Origin of the sequence: Stygiolobus caldivivus (assembly GCF_019704315.1) — an archaeon.
Lineage (GTDB): Archaea > Thermoproteota > Thermoprotei_A > Sulfolobales > Sulfolobaceae > Stygiolobus > Stygiolobus caldivivus.
Window position 1 is genome coordinate 1,205,865 of the sequence record NZ_AP024597.1, and the last position, 18,299, is coordinate 1,224,163.

The 18,299-nt window shown below is 44.4% G+C and carries 14 protein-coding genes and 1 pseudogene; 7 read left to right on the forward strand and 8 right to left on the reverse strand.

Annotation, left to right across the window (positions count from 1 at the left end):
- Positions 1–316 precede the first annotated feature (316 nt).
- Together KN1_RS05910 and KN1_RS05915 are read right to left on the reverse strand one after the other, a co-directional pair.
- Entirely contained in the window at positions 317–1,549 is a 1,233-nt protein-coding gene (locus KN1_RS05910; RefSeq protein WP_221289982.1) for a hypothetical protein, read from the reverse strand.
- 528 nt (positions 1,550–2,077) lie between these two features.
- Positions 2,078–2,797: pseudogene (locus KN1_RS05915) on the reverse strand (IS6 family transposase).
- A gap of 187 nt (positions 2,798–2,984) precedes the next feature.
- Here KN1_RS05915 and KN1_RS05920 point away from each other — a divergent pair.
- The gene (locus tag KN1_RS05920; RefSeq protein ID WP_221289984.1) at positions 2,985–5,087 is read left to right on the forward strand and encodes a YncE family protein; all 2,103 of its coding nucleotides are present in this window, start codon (positions 2,985–2,987) and stop codon (positions 5,085–5,087) included.
- A gap of 640 nt (positions 5,088–5,727) precedes the next feature.
- Positions 5,728–6,600, forward strand: a complete 873-nt coding sequence (locus KN1_RS05925; protein WP_221289985.1) for an ATP-binding cassette domain-containing protein — start codon at positions 5,728–5,730, stop codon at positions 6,598–6,600.
- 323 nt (positions 6,601–6,923) lie between these two features.
- Here the strand turns inward: KN1_RS05925 and KN1_RS05930 are convergent, their stop codons facing one another.
- Positions 6,924–7,457, reverse strand: coding sequence for an adenosylcobinamide amidohydrolase (locus tag KN1_RS05930; RefSeq protein WP_221289988.1), 534 nt, complete (start codon positions 7,455–7,457; stop codon positions 6,924–6,926).
- Between the two features lie 500 nt (positions 7,458–7,957).
- Between KN1_RS05930 and KN1_RS05935 the strand changes: the two genes are divergently transcribed.
- Positions 7,958–8,536 carry a hypothetical protein gene (locus KN1_RS05935; protein ID WP_221289990.1) on the forward strand — a complete coding sequence of 193 codons (579 nt, stop codon included), beginning with the start codon at positions 7,958–7,960 and terminating at the stop codon, positions 8,534–8,536.
- Positions 8,537–8,614: 78 nt separating this feature from the next.
- On the opposite strand, the gene cas6 is transcribed toward KN1_RS05935, so the two are convergent.
- Positions 8,615–9,448 carry a CRISPR-associated endoribonuclease Cas6 gene (cas6, locus tag KN1_RS05940; protein ID WP_221289992.1) on the reverse strand — a complete coding sequence of 278 codons (834 nt, stop codon included), beginning with the start codon at positions 9,446–9,448 and terminating at the stop codon, positions 8,615–8,617.
- A 192-nt stretch (positions 9,449–9,640) separates the two neighbouring features.
- Between cas6 and KN1_RS05945 the strand changes: the two genes are divergently transcribed.
- Together KN1_RS05945 and KN1_RS05950 are read left to right on the forward strand one after the other, a co-directional pair.
- On the forward strand, positions 9,641–10,981 hold the full coding sequence (locus KN1_RS05945; RefSeq protein ID WP_221289994.1) for a hypothetical protein: 1,341 nt from the start codon (positions 9,641–9,643) through the stop codon (positions 10,979–10,981).
- 72 nt (positions 10,982–11,053) lie between these two features.
- Positions 11,054–11,368 carry a Rieske (2Fe-2S) protein gene (locus KN1_RS05950; RefSeq protein ID WP_221289996.1) on the forward strand — a complete coding sequence of 105 codons (315 nt, stop codon included), beginning with the start codon at positions 11,054–11,056 and terminating at the stop codon, positions 11,366–11,368.
- Between the two features lie 149 nt (positions 11,369–11,517).
- On the opposite strand, the gene KN1_RS05955 is transcribed toward KN1_RS05950, so the two are convergent.
- A complete protein-coding gene (locus tag KN1_RS05955) occupies positions 11,518–12,318 on the reverse strand; it encodes a hypothetical protein (protein ID WP_221289998.1) in 801 nt (266 codons plus the stop codon).
- Positions 12,319–12,896: 578 nt separating this feature from the next.
- Here KN1_RS05955 and KN1_RS05960 point away from each other — a divergent pair.
- Positions 12,897–14,012, forward strand: a complete 1,116-nt coding sequence (locus KN1_RS05960) for a hypothetical protein (protein ID WP_221290000.1) — start codon at positions 12,897–12,899, stop codon at positions 14,010–14,012.
- Between the two features lie 5 nt (positions 14,013–14,017).
- Here KN1_RS05960 and KN1_RS05965 read toward each other — a convergent pair whose 3' ends face one another.
- The gene (locus KN1_RS05965; protein ID WP_221290001.1) at positions 14,018–14,545 is read right to left on the reverse strand and encodes a hypothetical protein; all 528 of its coding nucleotides are present in this window, start codon (positions 14,543–14,545) and stop codon (positions 14,018–14,020) included.
- Between the two features lie 51 nt (positions 14,546–14,596).
- A complete protein-coding gene (locus tag KN1_RS05970) occupies positions 14,597–15,019 on the reverse strand; it encodes a hypothetical protein (RefSeq protein ID WP_221290003.1) in 423 nt (140 codons plus the stop codon).
- A 667-nt stretch (positions 15,020–15,686) separates the two neighbouring features.
- Here KN1_RS05970 and KN1_RS05975 point away from each other — a divergent pair.
- Complete coding sequence (locus KN1_RS05975; protein WP_221290005.1) at positions 15,687–16,442, forward strand: hypothetical protein; 756 nt, start codon at positions 15,687–15,689, stop codon at positions 16,440–16,442.
- Between the two features lie 220 nt (positions 16,443–16,662).
- On the opposite strand, the gene KN1_RS05980 is transcribed toward KN1_RS05975, so the two are convergent.
- On the reverse strand, positions 16,663–17,922 hold the full coding sequence (locus tag KN1_RS05980; RefSeq protein ID WP_221290007.1) for a hypothetical protein: 1,260 nt from the start codon (positions 17,920–17,922) through the stop codon (positions 16,663–16,665).
- Positions 17,923–18,299: the final 377 nt, after the last annotated feature.

Below are 18,299 nucleotides of genomic sequence, written 5' to 3' on the forward strand. Positions count from 1 at the left end.
CGGTTCTCCCTCAGAGGTTGGCTGGTGGTAGCACACACCCCGTCACCTCCACTCTTATGGGCATAGCCCGTTACTCCGCGTATGTCCCCCGTTAGTGCCTCAGGGAACGTCACAAAGGCCTTTCAGTGATTTCCCTAGGGGAACAAGTTATCACAGTAAAGTTGTTAATAGTGGTACTTCGTCAGGTATTAAAGGGCAAAGGTCTTCCCATTGGTCTTCTCGTAAATATAACTGATATTCTTGAGCTACCTTGCCTTATAAACTTTGACCGGGTATAATAGCACGTTAAATCTTTCTAAATATAAAAAGATAACATTTATTTAGTTATTACTTTAATATTCCTAGCCTTCACGAACAACATTGTATAAATTATTACACCTAAAATTCCTATATATCTTAAAATGTTTAATATTCCAATTTCTGAGCCTATTTCCGAAACAGTGATTACTGCTATCGAATATACTAGTGAGAAAATAAACTCCATAAATGGTATTATGGTGCGTATCTTCTCCTTTTCGATGAGCGTAATTAAAAAGGAGTTTAGATAAATAAACGAGGAATTCTCTAATGTAAGTATTGTAAATACTCCTATCATGAATATGGGGAAGACAGAGATAACTAAAGATAATAATATAAATAATATAGATATACTAATTCTGTAAAATAATATATATTCGCTAAATGTCTTAACGTTTAATATATTGGAAATATATGTAGCTAAAATCATTGATATGGATAAGAATATAAGATAGATAGAATAGCTAAAATTGAACATATTTGTAATACCCAATAGATAGAAAATGATAGGAGATACTGAAGTTATAACAGGATATACTATATAATCGCTCACAAGGAAAAGTTTTTCAGTATTGTTCATCTTCTGTAGTGACTTAAACTGGCTTATAAATGAAGAAATAATAGTGGAACTTTCTACAGTAGGATAACGTAACTTTAATTTAAAGAAAAGAGTAATTATCATAAAAATTAGTAATAATGCAAATCCCACGCTAAAAATTAATAACCCGTATATATTCTCTAGCAAAATTATAGTTATAACTATTATAGCCTGGTTTATTTGGCGTAAGGAGCTTAAGATTCCCTCAAGATTTCTTAGTTTATCAAAATTAATATTTGTACTTTTTAATAAATATAAGTTGACCGGTTCTCTAAGTATAAATAGGGAAGCAAATATTCCTTGAAGTATTGCATAAATAGGAGCAAAAATATAATTAGCCATAACTAGGCCTACAACAAATGCCAAAGTAATAATTTGTAATAAAATTACTGTAAGATCGTATTTCTTCAAATTTTTTACAGAATTATTTATTGCAGAGGAAAATGGGAGTAAAAAAGATGGAATTCCACTTAATGAGGTAACAACAATTAACCCTATATCTACTAAACTCTTAGAAGAAAGATAGATATAGCCTACCAGCAAATAATAAAGTATTAAATTAACGGGTAATAGTTGAGTTATAAAAAGAACCTTTACTGTATCGTTTTGTTTTAGCACTTCAAGAGCCTTAATAATTTCTCTAATCTTTCCCATATTTTTCATATATCACCATCCCTAGACTAATAATATTTTCATTATTTCTAGCAGCTTCATACGGGCATAATAGTTCGGCAGGAAGATTATCTATTTTCACTACCATATTACATCACTTAAATTATTATAGACTATAAACAGCTTTTATTTTTTAATACCCCGTCAGTTAATGAAGGGCAACAGTGCCGTTAGTGTAAAGGTAAAAATTTGCTGAGCGAGTGAAATTGACGTTGCCCTTTGGCTCCTGACAAAGTATAAAACATAATACATAAAAACTTTTTAGTATAGTGCAAAAATTCTCTCATAAAAGGACATAAACATAAAACAAATATTCATTATAGAGTCATATTACAATATTTAGTTATTTATAATGAGCGTGGAGATAGTGTCGTCACTGAGCTATAAAGTCTCTTTATACTGCTTAAGGCGTGTTAAGTCCCTGTCCCGCATCGCAGGTCCTGGATGAGGTCCATTTCATGCTTAGTTTATAGCTTAATAACGACACTATCAGCGTGGATAACAATTTCATTAATTTGAAATATTTACATTTATCATCACCCCCTTGCCTAACAAATACACAGGAGCGTAAAGCACATTATACACCATGAAAAACACAGACAACCACCTCACCAACGTGTACTTATTTGCGTCCCAAGGGAAGTGGGAGTCCATGGGCGACAACCTATGCTTCAAACTCCTGAACCCTTGTTCCGCATAATCCCTTTCCCCGAACTTCACCCTCTTGTGCTCCACATTAAGCCACGAGAAAGCGTTATATACCGTGGCACCGTCGTGCAGGTAGACGACCTTGTCGACCCTCACGTTAAATACCCTCCTCGCCTCCTCTTCGACCCCACCCATGCTTGCGAGCACAACGAGTACGTGTACACCGCTCCTCAAGCTAGTGACCATGAAGAAGGGTATAGCCTTGGTATTAACGTCCCTACCTTGGTATTAACGTCCCTCACCACCCACACGTAATAGTATTCGCCCTTCACGGTTCTCACCTCAGTCTCGTCAATCGCATATTTCCCGCTCAAGGGGACGACGTACTTCACGTAGCTCAACCTCCTGAAATAGTAGAGCAGTGTCGAGTGGGGTAGGTGTGTCCTCCATGAGGAGAGCCCTGCTAAGTACTCGGCAAGGGCGTGAGCTATTGTCTCTCTTGAGAAAAACCTCGGGTTAAGGTTAATATACTCCATTCAATATCATTTGGGTGAGCACTGGGACTTTCCACCTAGTCCCCATGTCCTCACCTCGAGTATTACTCCCGTGTTCACCCTAAAAAAGTATTATGTAGTTTCTCCTCAAGAAGAATTTTCCTCTTCTTCAAGAAGAGAAACCACGTTTAATATAATTTATTTCAGATTAACTAAATTGTTGTCCACACTCTTAGCGAAAAACTTATAAAGCTTACCAAGTTATATAGCTTAAGATGAGGAATACTATATTATCTATATTATTGTTGCTCTCTGTATTGGCACCGTCTACGATCGAAGTAACTTCCCAGACTATGCAGACTGTTCCAGTACAAGTTATCAAGCTCTACGCGGGCCCAGAAATTAGTTCATTAGTTTCGGCCGCGGTTGACCCAAGCAACGGCTTCATTTACGCCGTTAATCCAAGCCAGAACGACGTGGTGATATTCGACCCTTATAACAACTCATTTGTAGGCGCAATAACTGTGGGCGTCAACCCAGCAAACATTACGTACTTCAACGGTTACTTCTACGTAGTTAATAAGGGCTCAGGGACGATTAGCGTGATAGACCCAGGTACTAACAAGGTGGTGAAGACGATTTACGTTGGCGGTTCCCCGATAAAAGTATTCTTATCTAAGTACGGCTACATATACGTTGTCTATAGTTGTAATGTAGAGGTACTCAACCAGAATTGGCAGAAAATCGGGACGCTGTTTAATGGTTCCACTATTTGCTCCATAGTTTATGACCCTAGTACTGGGCTACTATACACGATATGGTACTCATCAGACGCTGGTATATTAGTGTCGGCTGTGAACGGCACAAGTATTGTTGAGAACGGTACGTGTTACATACTCCCTTATAATCCCGATATGTTAGTGGTAGGCAAAAACTATATTTATGGTCTATTATATCATGCTGTATATGAGTACAATCCCTATAATCTCTCTTCCTCTAACATTGTACATTTGGTTCAAGCACCCTTTGAGACGATTGTACTCGTTGGCACAGTATACGCTGACGGCGAGATCTATGGTTACGATCAGTTTACTAATTCTATTTGGGTAGTTAATATAACAAATAAGAGTTGTAGCCTCTTAACGGGCTTACCCGTTTCATTAGGCGAGCACATTAACGACTTAATCTACGACCCTAATACGAGTATGCTATATGCCCTAGCAGGACTTCCGAACCCCATAATCGCGGTTAACCCCAAGACAGGCAGTTACATAGCTGTCGGGACACAGATACCGCCAGACTACATATTATACAATAACGTCACTGGGTTGCTTTACGTTGCAGATTGTCAGTCAAACGTAATATATATCGTGAAAGGGGACGAAGTCGCTGGGTTTATCCCAACAGTGCTTTACCCAGCTGCGTTGGCTTACAACACTCATAACGGCGTAATTTACGCGATTTCCGGGAACGAATTGGTCGCGGAGAACCCGTATAACGGCAGCGTCATATGGAAGGGGACTGCAGGGGAGGGTGCAGTCGCGCTCCTTTACGACAGCGTTAACAACGTGCTATACGTGGCAGATAATAGCTCTAACTTGGTCCTAGCAATAAGCCCGGAGAACGGGTCAGTAATTTCCGCAATACCCGTCAGCAATAGCCCAACAGCCCTCACTTACGACCCGCAGAACGGGCTAGTATACGTTGCTAATTATAATAACAACTCCGTATCAGTAATCAACGGTACGCAAGTCGTAAACAACATAGTGTTACCCTTCAAGCCCACTGAACTTGCCTTCGGTAATGAGGAGCTGTTCGTGGGCGGGGGCAACGGGAGCGTGAACTACGTGGCTATAGTAGAGGGCAACAAGGTGGTCAGCACTATTAAGGCCGACATAACGCCATTACAAGTCGCCTACTATGACGGCTATGTGTTTGTTTACGGTATTACTATCAACAACCACATGATCTGCGGCACATCCAAGATTATCGCCATTAACGCTAACACCGGAAAGGTTGTTAAGGAGGTCTCGATAAACGTGACCAGCGTAGAGGCATCAGTCACGGTGGTCAATGGGGTTATGTACGTCGCCTCACCGACCTATATCGTCAATGAACCAGTCAATTACAACATGATATACGAGATACCGATGAACGAGCTCATACCGACCATAGCAGTTACCGCTACCGCTACCACTACGCCAACAACGACTATCACCACAACAACGACGCCCGTGACTACCCCGCAGACCTTACCGACGCCGTCAAGCAGCGTGCCCACTACCAGCAGTTCCGGCCTCCCGTTGCTGGTAATAGTAGGGGTCATAGTAGTAATAGCGATTATTATAGGTGTAATGCTCGCGTTAAGGAGAAGGTAAATATTTCTTTATTTATTCTTTATTTAATTCCTAATTTTTTATTAAGCATATATTAAGTCACGTGCCGTTTATATTTGGCTTGTTAAGGGGCGCGAATAACGTAAAGGGGCCATTCAGTTGAAAGCCTGACAATGTGGTGCCGTAGGTGGGAGTATTCTCAAACAGTCATGAAATTCGATAAGTATTTGTAAAAATATTGAAATATTCGTAAAAAATCTTTTTTCTAATGTAATTAGCTAAAAAGGACTAGAAATATAAAGAACATGTTTAACATGTGTGTAAAGATCGTGATATACTCAAGGTAGCATAACAAGTACAAGTTGTTTATCTCCGTACCTTCTGGATAGAGATAACACCCTTAATGAGGCTATTGTGTTAACTTGATATAATATTACAAATGGTTTTCGAATTTCATGGCTGCATGAGAACAGTCCCTACTGGACAGAAGTTATTTTTATAAAACGGTTTTGGGTCTACCGTAAAGGGCGAGGCTTTCTATCTTTTGTAATTAAAAAATTGAAAGCATAAATAAAACGCGATGAGTAAACACAGCCCACGTCGCCTGTGTCAGCCGACAAACTGAGGATCCTCTCTAAGCCTAAATTTATTTAATAACGACGAGGAAATATCCCGAGAGGGCATGAAAGTAACTGTAAGGGGGATAGGCCCCATAAAGCACATAAGTTTTACGCTCGATAAGAGCATTGCTGTAGTCGGCCCTAACGGGTCCGGTAAGACCACTCTACTCCTAACACTCTACGGGGTAATAAACGCTTGGGCTAAAGGAGTAAGACTGAAGAGCCCCCAAGTAGGTGAAGAATTTGTTAAAGCACTTGGGGTAGTGTTCAAGAAAAGTTTAGAGGACACGTTTAGGTGTGATGTGAGGGAACTAGTTAACGGGAACGGCGAGGTCACTTTTCAAAACGGACTGGGAGACCTCTCGTTAAACATCGACGGGGGTGGGGTCAGCGTAAACTTAAAACTCAATAAGGAAGTCCGATTTCAGGTCAGAGAAATAGAGGACAATAACCTACCGGTAGGGGAGGTACAAGTTAACACTTCGGGGACATCTGTAGAGGTAATATACGGCGTCAAGGGAAAAGAAAAGTGGCAGTATTTTGACTTACTTAGGGACCTCCTGAAGGAAGTAGAGGGCAGTGCAATAGTCAACGCTTTTTTAGACTTTTATTTTTACGGCTTCAGGCCGGTAACAGCGGTAGGGGAAGTTAAGGGCGAAGTCGTAGTTGACGGTAAGAAGGTGGCTATCACAGATTTCGGGGTGTTCATTGACGGGAAAAAGTACCCGGTCACGTCCCGCGGGGTGAGGAGGTTAGCCGAGATCTTACTGTCGAGCAGAGGAGGCGAGCTGGTATTGATAGACGACGCTGAGGCGTATTTGGACGAGAGGCTGAGGTACACACTAATGGAAGAGGTCGTAAAAAGGAAAAAAGTTGTCGTGACTACTAGGGACAAAGCCTTCGCTAACGCGTTCGATAACGTGGTACAGTTATAGTAAGCGGTAGTTTTGAAGTCCGGTCTCAATGTCCTATCAAACAGCTATAAAACGGGGGATAAAGCCTCGCTGAGAGGGTTAGCCAGGTTTCACAACTCTTTATCTGAGCGTCTTTTGGCGACGTTAATGACGCTCTCCCCGGCTCCATTGGGGCCTGATGACGGGGGAAGGACACCCCCAGACACGACCCGGAGGTGCCCTATGATGGAGTTACCGTTCTCCAAAGCCAGGTCTCTCACTCACTTAACTACCCGTCAAATGTAGCCACGACCTGACGGTGTGGACGGTAAGCCTACTAGGGCCCTTCCGGGGCGTGGAGGGAGTCAGGCACCTTCATATAGTAATCGTTCTAATGTGCCCCTTACGTCCTTAGCCACCTTCTTACCTAACTCCGTGCCGGGGCCGGCAAAGTACTCCTCTCCCGGTAGACTACCTACTGCTATCGCGTCGCTTACAGTCCCCGTGAGGTTTAGCTTCCTCAGGGCCCCGCTCTTAGCTTCCGTCACGGTCCTCACTAAATCTACAAGCCCGTTTAAGTTCAGACGGGCGTTCACGAACACCCCTATATTTATGGTGCACCCTGCGTCTTCACCACTCTTATCTACCCCGGCTGACATAAACATATCACCCCACTCTGTTTTAGTAAAAGTGAACTTTTGGGCTGCGGTCATGAACACTACGGTACCTTCCTCTTTCACCCTTTCAACGTCTTCAAACGCGTCCTTACAGTAGTCCTTACCTACTATTATTAACTTTAACTTATCCACGTAAGTGACACCTTCAGGGTAAAGTGCTGAAGTTATGGTCAAATATTTTCTGGATAGAGGGAATGAGTGGACTCGATAAGGGTAATCCATATTATTTTAACCTCTAAGCGGAATAAAGCTTAAACTCCAAATAATTTAACCCCCTATTAGGCCCCTTATCCTTGGGGGTAATTCGCGGAAGTGGTCTTTCACCGCAGGCGGTCTCAGATGTTAAGCACTCTAAGTAATCTGATGGGCCCCTCTCCCTTAATTCTTCGTTCGTCTTTCACATCAAAGGCTGCTGTGAAAGGGCCTTCCCCTTCATCTGCCCCGGTTTAACACCAGAGCTCTGGGGTTGTCCCCTTCATCTGCCCCGGTTTAACACCAGAGCTCCGAGGTATATTGAAATATTGGTTACCTTAAGATAAAAGCTTTACCCTGGTGCTGAAGTAGGCTTAACACGGGGCTATCGCGGCCTAATCTGTAAGGGCCTGACGGAGGTTATTTAAATTAGCCCTTGACTTGATAACTAATGCGTATAATGTTCATAGACGAGCACATCGAAACTAATAAGACGTTCATCGGCGGAGTTTATCTAAACTTAGACGAACTTGATAATAAAGAGTGTAAACGACGCTTGGGACGAGCTCGGTACGGAGTGGGACTTCCATTACGTTAAGGACAAGAAAATAAAGAGAGGAGGAGGAACCGTGGCAGAAGTATTCCTTAATAGTTTACGGTCTCACATAAGTATGGGACACACGTTAATAGTAGTGCACCCTACCGGGGACGCCTTAAAGAAGCACGATGAAGACCTCTACCCCGCAGTCATATTTAACCTCTACTCCTTTCCGGTGTTTTTGACCCGGTCTGACTATGCCTTAATAGATAAAAACCCCCAAGTCACTGTAATGAAAAGTATAACTGAGAAGATAAACTACCCTAAGGTCTCCTATGACGTAGACGCGTTAGTCAATAACATGAGTACCGATACTAAAAGCCGTATTTTGAGGAACATTAAAAACGTCGTTAGAGCCAATAAGGGTATCGCGGTGAAGTCCTTAGAGAGGGCCCTCGAGCTGAAGGAAGCGATTAAGCGGGTCATGAAGTGGGGGTTGCTCTGTGCGGACTACGTCGTCTCCTCAACGGGTTGGAGGACGGTAGACGTTTACGGAAAGGAGGCCCAATAGTCGGCCCTTTTATGACTGCTTACCCAAAAGGGCTTGACTTGTTATTTCTACAAGGAGAGATGAACAGTCGACCCTTTTTTATGACTGCCCGTCCTCCCTAACTTTCGTCTGGTCACTATCGCCTCCCCTCACTGACGGCCTTACCACTACTTCCCCGAACCCTATGGCCCTGCTCTTCCCCACCCCGTAATAATTAGCATAGCTCAATAGCCTCAAGACGTTTTCCCTAAGTTTGCTCCCCCTCCTCGCCGTGAACTCGTATATTACCCAGCCCACAAACCCTTTTACGGGCTTACCGTCATATATCGCTTTTACCGGAGTGAGGTTGTACGCCGTCTCCCTCAGATAGTACAGAGTCCTCAGCCCCGTCACTCCCTTTATTACTTCGCCCTCGTTCTTCAGCCAGTGCTGGTATATGGAGTTTAAGAGGAGCGGTACGTAAGGGAAGAGGACGTACCGGTTCTTCCTCTTCTTGAAGGGGGGTTTAGGGGGCTGGAGCATCGTAGGGGTCATGAACCTGACGTAATAGTACCTGCTGTCCTCCATACCGTATTCTCCCACCGCTTTAAAGTCCGCTACTTCAGCCCTGAACTTAGTACTCCATAACTCTACCGACGTCGACGGGGAACTTATAACCTCGCTGAGGATATTGTCGTCACGGAAGGTAAAACTGAACGTGTACTGTTCATTTCCTTTAAGCGTAGACTTTTTGTCCCACCGGGAGAAGACGGGTCTACCTTGGTGGTCCTTCAAGGTCGTGACCCTTACGGGTTTGTGGGGTCGGTCATCCTCCATGACCTGCTTATAACTGGGAGAGATGAAAGCGAGTATACTCCTCGCCAGTTTAGACGAAAAGGGAGGGACTACCACATCATGTTCAGGGATGACATTGAAAGTGATCACGAAAGTCATAGTAATAGATTTCTAATAGAAAATTAATAAGTATTGAGTTCCCGCGATAAGTCAAAAAAGACTGAAAGCCTACCGTCCTGGCCAAAAGGGAGTTAAAGGGCAAACGACTAACGGTTAAGGTGTAGTAAGGGGGACGGCTTGATAGGGAAGGGGATAGTTTAAAATATTTTTTCACGTACTGTATTTGTAAATATGGACTGTGCTGTAATACCCATAAACCGTTCAGACGACTCCTATGACAGTGCCGTGTCTTCAATAGTCAGGACTTACGAGATCTTCCACCCCGACACCTTTTACATCATTTATGCACCCTTTAACAAGCCCGTGCTAAAGAAGCTGGAAGGGCTCTTTAACTCCATGCAGAAATACGTAAAGGTAGAGTTGGTCGATATAGGGCGTTACGAAGAGGCTGAAGGCGAGACTAACCTCTGGAGGTTCATCGAGTTTGTAAAGGGCTTAACTAAGGAATGCAAAAAGGTTTATCTGGTACCGACAGCTGGGGCCAGCGTTGTGGCCGCGTCACTGGGGATGTTATATATGACGGACATGAACAGGTACAGCATAGTGAGTTACATCTTCAGCTTTGGCCCTTGGAAGGCATACTACTACCCCTTTACTCCTAGGGCTACGGAGACGGTATTGGTGGAACCTACTCCGCCTTTTAACACTGTCCATGACCAGATAGACAGGCTCACACAACTCGACGATTATTTTAAGGGAGTGATCAGCTCACAGCAGAACATTTACATGAGGGACATGTACGAGCTCGTATACCACCTGAATAAGAGCGTGGGGGAGTTCACCGGGGTCGAAGTAGCAATAGGAGAAGGGGATAAGAAGCAGAAGGCCACACTGCTTATGGAAGACATAGATAAAGGGCAGGGGAATGCCGAAGAACTCAGGAAAAAGCTGGAAAAAATACTGGAGGGTGTTGACGAAGACGCAAAAAACGTGGTCAACGAGGTATTAAACTTATCGGGCCTTTACGAGATATACGTCTTAGAAGAGGACGGGAGTAAGAAGAAGGTCGAAGACGTGGTAACTGACTACTCCAGTGTAGTCATAGACACGAACCTCCTCTATTACGGTATACATTCAAGGGAGATTAAGGGGCTTACCATACCGTATTGTGTAGAATTTGAAATGGAGAGTAAAGTCTTCACAGCGGGGAGTAGTAGGAGGTCTACAAAGCGGGGCTTTGAAAGGGGCAGGTTTTTCGATGTACTTTATTCAATCTATGACGCCTTGGCGAGACGGTCTAGGATAATCCCGTCGTGCAGGTATTATTGCGACCACGCAATACCCCGGATAGACCCCATCCTATTAGACGGCTCCTTGGTGTTAACATCAGATAAAAAAGCCTACAACGTATGGGCGAACTCCCCGCTGGGGAAATACGCTACGGTGAGGCTGACAAGGGTAGAACCGAAGGAAGTAAAAAAGGAGAGATATGAGAGGACGTTCTCGTTACTCACCGTCGGTGTAATCCTCAAAGAGACACTTAACGCGGAAGTGAGGCCCCTCACTAAATAGTGCAGTGAGGGTGTATTTTAGCCTGAACCAGACCAAAAGGTATTAAAACCTCTTTTTGCCTACTAACTCACTATGTTACCTGTTGTGACCGTCAAAGGGTACCCCGTATTAGTGTTTGAGAAGGACGGTAAGAAGTATTATTGGCTAGCGGGCTGCCCGCATAAGAAAAGGCCCTTGAACGAAGGTAAAGTAATTGAGGACAAGATAGAGTGCCCGTTCCACCACGCGGTCTTCGACTTGATAACCGGGAGGCTCGTAAGGGAGCCCCAGTCTAAGACCCCCTGCACGGACTGCAGGTTGATCAGGGTGAAGTTTGACGAAAAGACCGGAGACGCGGAGTTCGAGGGACAGCCTTTCATACCCGAATTACCCGGGAGTAAGGTGTGAAGGCCCATAGTGTTTATTGACGTGACAACTGGTCATATTACACTGTACGTTACCCTTACCTACCCCCTGCCTTACCTTAAATACTTAAGTTTGTAATTTGAGGAATTTCCGTTACGGGGAAGACACGTTTATTCTTGAGAGCTGGTAGTTCACCCGGTATTCCCCCCTTTAACGTATTCGATAAACTCCCTTAAGTCCCTCCCCTCTATTTCAAAAGCGTTAAACCCGCTTACGGGGACGTACTCTAATGCGTTGACCCCCTTGACTTCGATCAGTTTCTCCTTCCACGGTATCCCCGACACCCTCCCTATCGTGGAGTTAAAATTCTTGCTATCGGAAAAAGCCTTCCCTATGGAATATAACTTCCTGAATGCTTCGTTATCTTTAACGTCCTCTTTGTACACATGTAAGTGATAACCGCGTCTAGTCTCAACTACTAACCTCACGGGTATACCCTCTAGGAGGGACAGTACACCGGGTGCCTTAGAATCGACGTCCACCATTATCACGTGTTTTTCAGTAGCCTTAGCCATCTTGGAGAAAGCGACCGAAAATATGTCTTGAGAGGCCAACTGTTTCCTGACACTTTCATAGTCCTTTCCTCTCAAGTTCATTATTAGGTTGAGCTTATCTTGGATAAACGAAGAGACTACAGTATACGAGAGCTTTAAGAAATCTATCGGGTTTACGTAGTACATCACCTTAAGCAAGTCCTTGGGTATTACCTTGTCACCTACGCGGAACTCAGTCCCTTCTCTCACTGCTATAGCCTCGTTAGCTGCTTGTAAAAAGTCCTTAGACCAATACCTCCTCAGCACTGCGTGCCTCCTCACCCCGGGTATGTCTTTACTACCCTGCCCCTTAACCACTATTGCCACTACATAGTAATCGTCCTCAGCGGGCTTAGGTAACTTTGAGCTAAATTCCTCTAAGGTTAACTTCCTTACCACGAGTAGTCTTACGGGAGGGACAATAAATCTGTAACGGGGGAAGGGGCGCATTCATTACAACTGCTGGAGTCAAATGGCCGAGAATGAATCTGCGGTCACTATCACACCTCCTTATAAGCTGAAATATTCTGGAGTAGTTACGTTAAAAACATTGTGATAGATTACCAAGGCCGAGAAGGGGAGAGAAGGAGAAAGGAGATAGAAAGAGGGTAAATGAACACTTACGAGAGCACTATAAGGTGAAACCCTCAAATATTTATAGAGGACATAGTGTTTTAAGCTGAAACTATTGTAGCCCTTTATAAAGGGCCAAGTCGACGTGAAGGAGCGGTGTTAAGTTGTCAGACTCCGACCAAGTATCCCGTACACCGTAAAGCCGTCCGCACTTAGCGCGAGTAAGCTCGGCTCCAGACTGAAATAAGGTGAGTTTTACAGCTTGTAGGTAGTAACAGTAGCTTTAGCCTTCATGGCTACAGCAGCCCTTTATTGCTCAACGAAATGCAAATTAGAGTGTGTGGGTGCGAACTGGTTCTCTAACGTTGATAAAGCATTTAACTTTGTTATTTAATAAATAGGTAATGTGTGACGCATATAAGGACGTCTGTGAAAATTTCCCGAGGCTCTGCCCGCGGTTAACACCCCAGCCCCTCTCTTACTATACACTGAAGAGCTTTTCCAAGCTGAACCCGTACGTATCGACCGTGATATGTGAGGACTGTGACGATACCGTAAGGAGGTTGAACTACTTCTGGTTGGGCCAGAGGGGAGACACTTGTGAAGTCTGTGGGAGTAAAGGGGAAGAAATAGACGAAGAGTGGGAGTACTGCTTAGACGGGGACAAGGGGTTAGCTAGGCTCGTAGGGTTGAGGACTCTGTGCAGGAAATGTTACTCAGCCAAGTATAGGGCCATGGAAAACCGCCCAGAGGCTTTAACACATTTAGCTGAAGTCAACGGCGTAAATGACGTCGAGGAGGGCCTGAGGAGGGCCTTTGAAGTGCAAAAAAGGCTCAGTAGTATCGAGGACTGGGCTTTTGAATTAGAGGCCCTTGAAGGTGAGCTAAGGGATAAGGCAGAGCGTTTAATGAACACGGCTTTCAAGGGAGGACTTTCTTATGAGGACGGGTGGCTCTATTATACCGGTAAAAACTCTAAGGTGTTAGTGACGACATCGTTAGAGAAGACGTTGAATATAATAAAGAGCTATGAAGACCTATATTCCTTAGCAGTCAGCTCACTGGACGGCGAAGCCCAAGTACTTGAGAAGGAGTTCAAGTTCTTCCTCGACATGGTAAAAATACCGATAAGGATAGTGTTGGACGTCGATGATAGGGACTTCGCGTTACGCTCCCTGAAAGAGAGCGTTTCGGGTAAGTGGATGGTCTTTGTGAGACAGGAGGTGTACGTCCAGTTTTTCAAAAGGGTTATAGGGCTGTTGGGGGATGACGGATATAGGGCGAAGATAACGTGTAACCTGGACAAGGACGAACTCCCGGTGATAGTTTATGTCCCTTCGGCGTTTGACTTCGAAAACGTGCTTAGGGTAAAAGGGGTATTAACGGAAGTAATGGAAGAGTTCGATGTAAACAAAAATATCCTCTTTAAACCTGACGTGTTCTCTGCTAACGAAATCTACAGCGGTAGGAGTGACATAAAACCCTACATCTACGTCGCATTAAGTCCGCGTCAAGTTTGAGGCGACTACACGGGTATAGGGCCAGTAGGTGGGTAGAATTCGGCAGTAGGGTTAAGCGGTGAGGTCAGGACTTTTACCGGTAGTGTAAGGGTCTGAGGTGACCCGTTAACGTATATGACGACTTGGACTTGGTTTAATACCTTAACCTCTTGGGCTAAAGACGGGCTATTAATAACCGCTATAAAGCCTTGGTCGTTTTGAGCTGGCACCATCATTGGGCCTCCCCTTACGAAAGTGTGGTTTAGTACCCTTATCGAAGAGAAAGGCTGAGACGTGACTACATACACGCTGTAGTTATATACTCCTACATAAGCATAGGATACGATAGGTATTGAGCTATTAGCAGGTGTTGAGCTCATGTCCTCGGTACTCGTGTTGGGAGTGGGTGTGTTGAGAGTGGAGTTCGTGGTTTGTTGGGTAGTTAGTTTTTCGGAGTGAGTTTGAGTTAAGTGCCCCTCCAAAAAGCCAGCCGTTAATACGGCTGAGAGCACTATTGCCACTGCTATTATTAAAGAAATAATTTTGACACTCATTAATACGACGATCGGAAGAGCAATAAATAAACTTTTTCAAAACAAAAGGTGTCAGAGCAAGGAGCTTATCAGGGAAAACAGGGAGGACTCAGGGACCAGCCCGCTGTAAGGGCTGAGGCCTCCCGCCATCCCGAGGGCCGAAAGCAGCGAATTGTGCAGGCCGAAATCGTCGAACACCGACCCCCCTAACAGTGAGCTCAGTAAACCCGCATGCCCCGTTTCTACACCCAAGAAATTAGGCCCTTGACACATCCTTACAGTGTACGCGACATTAGGGTACATCCCGAACAAGGAGGGGTGTATAGCTTGGAGTATCCCCAAGTTTTGTCCCATAAACGGGTAGGTCTGAAAACCGAAATTACCCAAAAACGAACTTAACGGGTTCATTAATGACCCCAGTGAACCGCTAAAGGGGAAGGTCTGGAATGACCCCCCAAGCCCTATAGGGTTACAACACATTAAGTTAAACGCCATAGTTTAATCTTTATAGATCAAGAATTTTAAACTTTTTCGTACTTAACAGTGTAAGGACTGGAAGTCGTTCAACCTCATGCCTTTCTTCTGTTATGTCCGCTCAGGCCTTAAAAGTTATTCAGTTTACATGTACAGCACATTCAGGCTATGACAATTTTGAAGACTTAAGGGCGTCGAACACTGTGAGAAATTTATCCTCGACCTCCAAGGCCTGACCGATACATTATCCATTACCCTGCGTAAAGTAACTCGACCCGTTAGATGTATCGGTTCGCTTTTTAACTTACCCCTCTTTCTGTCTTCCTTCTTCCTCTCTCCCCTTCTCTGCCTTAGTTAAGTTTTACCCGTGGGTTCAAACGACGAGGGTTCAACGGCTTGCAGGAGGATGAGTGTTCCCCTCGACTAGCCTATAAGTTGAGGGTAGCTGTGTCTCCTGAGGGACACCGCACGCTAACGCTTCTTACATGCGACGGGGGGGGGGCTAATAAGGACCCAGGTTCGTAACCGTGGAAGAGGTGCTCGTGGAATCGGGTAATTGGTACCTGACATAAGCCGACCCACGAGTAGGTGCTTTATACTTACGGTCAGGAGGGGTCGTAGAGCAGGTGAGTGAACGACTTATATCGACCTATACTTTTTTAACAACTTAGCACAGAATATCCATAACATGGACAGAAAACTACTCATCACCACCGTAGTCATAATAGCAGTTGTGATTTTAGTCCTAGCTTTCCTGTTCTTTAACCACAACTCCAAGGCCCCGGTAAAGCCTCCGGTCACTACGACTCCTACGGGTGTGAACCAGACAGTGGAAGTCTCCACTTCAGTCTATTCCACGTCTACCTCAGCGGTGACAGTCCAGAGTTATACTACCTCGACCAGTGTGTCCAGTTCAGTCTCAGCCTCCACTTCACTGGTGTTGATCAATGACACTTACTATATTAAAGTAAGCCTCTCGTCACCCGCCTCGGGCAACGCAACGCTCTACTACTTAGCTAACAACACTTTAACCCCGATAGGTCATTACAACCTCACGGGCCAGGGGTTATCGATCCCGTTAAATGCGGTAAATGGGTCTTCGCCTTTTAAGCCCGGTAACTACGAGTTATTAGTCGCTGGTAACGGCTACCACACCTCTTTCCCTTTCAGGCTGGACACTTACACGGGTGACATAGTCTACAGTAACGGTAGTTGTTCGGTGATAGTCTTACCCGAACTACCTTCCAAAATAGTTATCGGGAACGTCACTCTCGTCCCGGAGGAGTTTAATGGTGTGTACAACGGTGTAATACTGGTGAAAGCACCTGTTCCGGAGGTCTCTTCTATAGGGGTATATGTGGGCGGGCAACTGGAGACCGTAAAAGTGGTCTACCAACCGTATATCCCTAATCTACCCTATAGTGAAGTGTTTGTGGAAAAGTAGTGAAAGCCAGAGGCCTTTTTTAACACTACCTAATAAAGGTAAGCCCTTAGTCTTTTTCATTGTAAATATGAAAACTATGAAAACAATGTAGCCTTTGAGGTCGCCTACATTATTCGCTCCCCGACACAGATCAACTCGGGACAGAACCCCTCATCCATTGCAACTATCGTGAAAAATAACAATGAAAAAGGGGACTCTATATAAAAAATATATATGCTTATTATTCTGTAATTAGGTGCGAGTCTCCTCTACCCGTCAATTCTAACTGCGGGTTATTATATGCCTGCCATGTCCCGGTAGCTTGGTTGTACCACTTACTCGAGGCCGTGAAGAGGGCGAAATAGCCTCCGGGGGCGGTGTTGTTGGACAGTTGGGCTATCTGTGAGTGGTTGAGCACATACGGGTAGACAACTATACTGTTTATTGAACCGTTGAAGGGGCACCAGGAGGGGAACTGGTCATTCGTCATGGGCCAGAATTCAGTGTACCCAGTCCCTATTAAGCTGAACTCGATTGGGCAACGAGTATTGTAAGGCGGGGAGCAACCGAAAAGTGTTGAAGCATTTGCCGCTTGTGCATATAACTCAGCTATGAGTTGCCCGTTGATATACCCCGCAAAGTACGTGCTGTTATTATTAGTCCACTCTTCCAACACTACCCAGTAGAAACCCGGACTGGTTATACTTACATTCATTCCATACGTAACTTGCCCATTTACCGGACTACCTACGCCTACTTTAAATAATTGATACTTTGCATAACTGTATTCAGCCATTATCAGTTCCCCATGGCTCATATATACCAACGATGCCCAGCCATAATGTGGAGAAGAAGGAGGTAATGTGTTCGCAGATAGTCCTATCAGTACCCCACTGGTGTTTGGCGTCAGGTAGGCCCTTACAGCTATCGTCTCCTCGTGGTACTTCATGGCTATATAACTGAACATACCTAAACTAGTGTTTTTGCCGTTAAGGATCGTAGTAAAGATGGGGGCAATGAAGTACTGGTCTTTACCGTTAAACGAGACCGCACAGTTTAGGTCCTCAAGGGTGACTGGCGGAGAGGTAGAAGTGGGCGTAGGTTGTACGGTAGTGGTGGTGGAAGTCGTAGGCTGCACTGTGGTGGAAGTCTGTGTAGGCTGCACTGTGGTGGTGGAAGTCGTAGGCTGTACGGTAGTAGTCATTATAGAAGTGTACGTGCTCACGACTGTCGAAGGGGCTACAGGTGCCCTAGCGGGGGTGAACACGCCTTTATAATAGAGGTACCCCCCTATCGCCAAGACCAGTATCACCAAGACCACTACAGCGACAATTGGCGTACTCTTCTTTTTCTTACCGAAAGGGGGAGGAGTATAACCTGCAGGGGGTACATACGGTGGGGGGTTATAACCCGTCGGCGGGGGGAACTGGTACCCGCACCTAACACACATTGGGCTGAAGTCGTTGTTCGGTGTCCCGCATCTAGGACATATTTTTACCATGTCTAGTAATAATTCGCTTAAAGTTATATTAAACATTTTCGTAATAACCAGTGAGTGTCATAAGTTATTTAGTTAATTAGATATAAATTATTTAAAGTATAAATTCAGTCTTTATTCCATAAAAATATTGTCTTTTAGAGGCGTAAAGCTGAGGCATTTTTTACTTTTTATTAAAATTTTTATTAACATAATTAAACTAAGGGCAATTCATGTCCCTTTATGATTTCTATTTTTCTAATTATGGTGATTACAACCACTAATTGAGCACATGATAATATTAATGTATAGTACGTGTAAAGACGTAAGAGGTGAGATTATAACTAAGTTTATACAGGGCGACTTTCCACATAAGAGAGCGTTTATATTCATAACGATCA

Bases quoted from the DNA above. Each gene is read 5' to 3' on its own strand.
- KN1_RS05965 (WP_221290001.1), bottom strand. From the start codon at position 14,545: ATGAGTGTCAAAATTATTTCTTTAATAATAGCAGTGGCAATAGTGCTC.
- KN1_RS05945 (WP_221289994.1), top strand. From the start codon at position 9,641: ATGGACTGTGCTGTAATACCCATAAACCGTTCAGACGACTCCTATGAC.
- KN1_RS05910 (WP_221289982.1), bottom strand. From the start codon at position 1,549: ATGGGAAAGATTAGAGAAATTATTAAGGCTCTTGAAGTGCTAAAACAA.
- KN1_RS05930 (WP_221289988.1), bottom strand. From the start codon at position 7,457: ATGGATTACCCTTATCGAGTCCACTCATTCCCTCTATCCAGAAAATAT.
- cas6 (WP_221289992.1), bottom strand. From the start codon at position 9,448: ATGACTTTCGTGATCACTTTCAATGTCATCCCTGAACATGATGTGGTA.
- KN1_RS05980 (WP_221290007.1), bottom strand. From the start codon at position 17,922: ATGGTAAAAATATGTCCTAGATGCGGGACACCGAACAACGACTTCAGC.
- KN1_RS05920 (WP_221289984.1), top strand. From the start codon at position 2,985: ATGAGGAATACTATATTATCTATATTATTGTTGCTCTCTGTATTGGCA.
- KN1_RS05970 (WP_221290003.1), bottom strand. From the start codon at position 15,019: ATGGCGTTTAACTTAATGTGTTGTAACCCTATAGGGCTTGGGGGGTCA.
- KN1_RS05925 (WP_221289985.1), top strand. From the start codon at position 5,728: ATGAAAGTAACTGTAAGGGGGATAGGCCCCATAAAGCACATAAGTTTT.
- KN1_RS05960 (WP_221290000.1), top strand. From the start codon at position 12,897: ATGTGTGACGCATATAAGGACGTCTGTGAAAATTTCCCGAGGCTCTGC.
- KN1_RS05950 (WP_221289996.1), top strand. From the start codon at position 11,054: ATGTTACCTGTTGTGACCGTCAAAGGGTACCCCGTATTAGTGTTTGAG.
- KN1_RS05975 (WP_221290005.1), top strand. From the start codon at position 15,687: ATGGACAGAAAACTACTCATCACCACCGTAGTCATAATAGCAGTTGTG.